This window comes from Sphaerochaeta sp. S2, from assembly GCF_016406725.1.
GTDB lineage: Bacteria > Spirochaetota > Spirochaetia > Sphaerochaetales > Sphaerochaetaceae > Sphaerochaeta.
Genome location: NZ_JAEKNT010000035.1, coordinates 1 through 4,392 on the forward strand (window position 1 = coordinate 1; position 4,392 = coordinate 4,392).

Below are 4,392 nucleotides of genomic sequence, written 5' to 3' on the forward strand. Positions count from 1 at the left end.
CCAGATGCTTGAGCTCTTTCAGGTGTACATCGAGATCGAATGATTTGATCTGGATTATATCCAGGATTACGCCAAAGTCACTCAGCTCACGTTCTGCTTGGCGAAAGCCTGCGATTACATCGTCAAAGAATGGGTTACCTATACTTGGCAAAAGACATCCAATTCTTAGAGGTTGTTTCCTTCTTGCAAGTACTTTTCCTGCAAGGTTGGGGGTGAATCCCATCTCATCTGCGATAGCCTGCACCCGTTTTGCAACCTCTTCATTCACTCCTTTACGTTTATGAAGAACCCGATCGACGGTTCCCCTGGATACTCCTGCCTCTTTTGCGATATCTCTAATTGTAACAGCCATGGTAGTCCTTTTGCATGAGAATACGCTGACAACGTTGCATGCGCAAGTGTCCTCAGCTGGATTTTACCCGCTTTTTGCTTAAAACATCAAACACCACAGCAGCAAGAACAACGATACCCTTGACGGCTTTCTGCCAGTTCGCATCAATCCCAAGTATCGACATACCATTGTTCAGGACACCCATGAAGATGGCTCCGATGATTGCTCCACCAACGGTCCCTGTTCCACCGTATGCTGAAGCCCCTCCTATGAAACAAGCTCCGATTGCATCAAGCTCATAGTTTGTCCCTGCTGTCGGGGCTGCAGAGTTGAACCGTGCCACTCCAACCAGGGCAGCTACACCGGCAAGAAAGCCCATATTCGCATAGGCGAAGAAGAGTACCCGATTGGTATTGATTCCCGAGAGTTTTGCTGCCTTCTCATTGCCGCCCAATGCATAGAGATGTCTTCCTGGTACACTGCGAGAAGTGAAGTAGCTATATCCTAGTACGATTACTGCAAGCAGGATCAGGACAACAGGAATTCCTTTGTGCTGACCAAGCAAGCTTGCTACCAGGAGGATTGCTGCAGAGAGGAAAATGATTCTTGCGATCGTAAATACCAGGGGTTCAATCTGATATCCTTTTTTCTTCTTGGTCTGTCGATTGAACAGCGTATATGCTATGACGATCAAGCAGATGATGACACTAATGATGAATGTGATGGCGAATACCTTTGCCTTGTCGTCTGTATTGGGCAGGAAGCTGTTGAAATAATTCAGGTATTCTTCCGGGAAAGGGGAGATGGTCAGCCCATTGAGAATGAGCAAGGCAACCCCTCTCCAGAGCAGCATTCCAGCCAAGGTGGTGATAAAGGGAGGAATCCGTACATAGGCGATCCAGAACCCTTGCCACGCCCCGATTGCCAATCCTGTAAGCAAACAAACAAAAATGGAAAAGTAGATATTCCAACCGAGGTTCACGATCAAGGTTCCGGCCAAAGCTCCAACCAAGGCAACAACCGAGCCTACTGAAAGGTCAATGTTTCCACCGGTAAGGATACAGAGCAACATACCTGTTGCCAGAATCACTACGTAGGAGTTCTGGCTGATGAGGTTCGAGATGTTTGCTGGGACGAAAAGGGAACCTCTCCCACTGGCGCTGATCAAGCCATTGAAGAGAATCATTGTTGCGATGAGGACTAAAAGCATGGAATTCTTCTTCATAGATTCCTTGATCCCGAGGCTATGTCTCATGATGTTCTTGCTCCTTTCTGGTTCTGGATAATACACGTCATAATTGCTTCCTGACTCGCTTCAGAGCCAAGCATCTCCCCCACAATTCTTCCTTCGCTGAGTACATAGATTCGGTCACAGATACCGAGGATCTCAGGCATTTCGGAAGAGATGACGAGGATGGACTTCCCTTCCTCAGCCAGTTGGTTGATGATGGTGTAGATTTCATATTTTGCACCCACATCAATACCTCTTGTTGGTTCATCAAGCAGCAGTATATCTGGTTCGGTAAAAATCCATTTACCCAGCAATACCTTCTGTTGATTGCCCCCTGAGAGGTTGTTGACCTCTTCAAATACCGAAGAACATTTCGTTCCAATCTTTGCCACCATGTTCTTGGATACCTGGATTTCCAGGTCTGGATCTATGATCTGGTGGTTGCTGATCGACTGCAGGTTCGCAAGGGTGGTGTTCTCCATGATGGGTTTTGAGAGAATAAGACCATTGGTCTTGCGGTCTTCAGTCACATAGGCAATCTTGTTCTCGATTGCCTGTTGTACGGTGTTCAGGTGAACTTCCTTCCCATTGATGCGGATGGTTCCACTGATATCCTGTCCGTAACTCTTTCCAAACAAGCTCATGGCAAACTCTGTTCTGCCTGCACCCATAAGGCCGCTGATTCCAACCACCTCTCCTTTATGGAGTTTGATATTGATATCGTCACAGATCTTTTTCCCTAGGTTGAGCGGGTTGTAGACATTCCAATGCTCAACCTCAAGACTGACCTCTCCGATTGTTGTATTACGTTTTGGGAATCGGTCTTCAATACTTCGACCGACCATTGCCTTGATGATCTCATTCTCATTGAATGCTTTTTCATGCTTATCCATGGTGGTGATGACCTGACCATCACGGATGACGGTAATCCTATCGGCAACATAGGAGACCTCGTTGAGTTTATGTGAGATGAGGATACTGGTCATTCCCCTCTCTTTGAATTGCAACAGGAGGTCGAGTAATTTTTTTGCATCAGAATCATTGAGAGAAGCGGTTGGCTCGTCAAGGATCAGTACTTTGACGTTCTTTGCCAGTGCCTTGGCGATCTCAACCAACTGTTGCTTGCCAACCCCGATATCCTTGATCGCAATCTTGGAAGATTCCTCGAGTCCGACCATGGAAAGCAGCTCATCTGCCCTGTTGTACGTTTTATCCCAATCAATACGGAAGTAGGAGCCTCTCTCATTTCCCAGAAACATGTTCTCACCGATGGTAAGATAGGGGACGAGGGCAAGTTCCTGATGAATGATGGCAATCCCTTTCTGCTCACTCTCCTTGATGGTATGAAAGTGGCAGGATTCCCCGTGAATGAGGATTTCTCCTTCAAAAGAACCAGAAGGGTACACACCACTGAGAATATTCATCAGCGTAGATTTACCGGCTCCATTCTCTCCTACAATTGCGTGGATTTCACCTTGTCTGACATCAAGGTTGACGTCATCCAAGGCTTTTACCCCAGGGAAAAGCTTGGTGATGTGTTTCATTTCTAAGAGTAGGGTATCCAAAATTATCCTCCAAGAAGGCGGGCAACTAATGCTACCCGCCTCTTTCAGAAAAAGGTCAGACCTGAATGTCGGCTTCGGTGTAGTATCCGCTGTCGATCAACAGTTCCTTGTAGTTGTCCACCGTTGCAAACACAGGTTCACAGAGGTAGGACGGGATAACGCCAGTACCGTTGTCGTAGGTGGTGGTGTCGTTCACATCGACTTCCTCACCCTTTACGATGGCATTGACCATTTCCACAACCTTGCTTGCCAAGGTGCGGGTGTCCTTGAAAATGGACATAGCCTGCAAGCCCTGCAACATGTTCTTGACCGCTGGTTTGTCACAATCCTGACCAGTGATGATCGGGAAGTTGTCCTTGGTGTAGCCTGCTGCTACCAAGGCATTGGTGATTCCGTTTGCAACTGAGTCATTGGAGGAATAGACTGCATCCAGGCGTTTCCCGTTCGGGCCGTATCCATTTGCAGTGATGAGGTTCTCCATGCGCTTCTGGGCTTCCTCGGTTGACCAGTTCAATGTTGCCACCTGAGCCTTGCTGGTCTGTCCGGAAGGAACGACAAGTTTGCCGCTCTTGATGTATGGCTCCAGGATTGACATGGCACCACCGAAGAAGAAATTGATGTTGTTGTCATCAGGGGAACCGGTGAACAGTTCAATGTAGTAGGGGCCTTTTGTGCTGTCCAGCTTAAGAGCATCACGAATGAACTCTCCCTGGATTGTCCCAACCTTGAAGTTGTCAAAGGTCGCATAATAGGTGACTGCATCACTGTTCATAATCAAACGGTCATAGGCGATGACTTCAATGTCATTATCCTTTGCCTGCTTGAGTACCTCAGTGAGAGCTGAGCCGTCAATGGAGGCGATAACGAGTACATCACATCCAGTGACAATCATGTTCTCGAGTTGTGCTACCTGTGTTGGGATATCATTATCCCCTGCATACTGCAGATCAACCTGGTAGCCTGCTGCTTCGAGTTGCTGCTTCATGTTGGCACCATCCTGGTTCCAACGCTGGAGGCTCTGGGTGGGCATTGAGACACCAATCTTGGCGGCTCCGCTTTGTTCTTTAGTTCCGGCGGCGAAGAGAGATGTTGCAACCAGCAACACAATCATGAGCACACTGACACACTTTTTCATATACAACTCCTTTATCTGGATTTCTCCAGTGATATGCATAAGCTGTGGAGGGTATACGTAGTACTAGAGCAGGGGTATTCAAGCAAAATATATAATTTCCTGCGTAGTGCCCGGGCACGTTCATGTATCA

The 4,392-nt window shown here is 47.5% G+C and carries 4 protein-coding genes; all 4 read right to left on the reverse strand.

The window, feature by feature from the left end; genetic code table 11:
- Positions 1–352: LacI family DNA-binding transcriptional regulator (locus tag JF818_RS00860; protein ID WP_198890108.1), on the reverse strand; the 352-nt coding region annotated here is incomplete at its 3' end.
- A gap of 52 nt (positions 353–404) precedes the next feature.
- The gene (gene mmsB, locus JF818_RS00865; protein ID WP_198890109.1) at positions 405–1,586 is read right to left on the reverse strand and encodes a multiple monosaccharide ABC transporter permease; all 1,182 of its coding nucleotides are present in this window, start codon (positions 1,584–1,586) and stop codon (positions 405–407) included.
- Positions 1,583–3,106 (reverse strand): ATP-binding cassette domain-containing protein, encoded by a 1,524-nt coding sequence (locus tag JF818_RS00870; protein WP_370570292.1) that lies wholly within the window; start codon positions 3,104–3,106, stop codon positions 1,583–1,585. Before JF818_RS00870 ends, mmsB begins: the two co-directional genes overlap by 4 nt.
- Before the next feature lie 76 nt (positions 3,107–3,182).
- Positions 3,183–4,262, reverse strand: a complete 1,080-nt coding sequence (chvE, locus tag JF818_RS00875; protein WP_198890111.1) for a multiple monosaccharide ABC transporter substrate-binding protein — start codon at positions 4,260–4,262, stop codon at positions 3,183–3,185.
- Positions 4,263–4,392 lie beyond the last annotated feature (130 nt).

Excerpts from the sequence above, each read along its gene's own strand:
- mmsB (WP_198890109.1), bottom strand. The coding sequence starts at position 1,586 with ATGAGACATAGCCTCGGGATCAAGGAATCTATGAAGAAGAATTCCATG.
- JF818_RS00870 (WP_370570292.1), bottom strand. The coding sequence starts at position 3,106 with ATGAAACACATCACCAAGCTTTTCCCTGGGGTAAAAGCCTTGGATGAC.
- chvE (WP_198890111.1), bottom strand. The coding sequence starts at position 4,262 with ATGAAAAAGTGTGTCAGTGTGCTCATGATTGTGTTGCTGGTTGCAACA.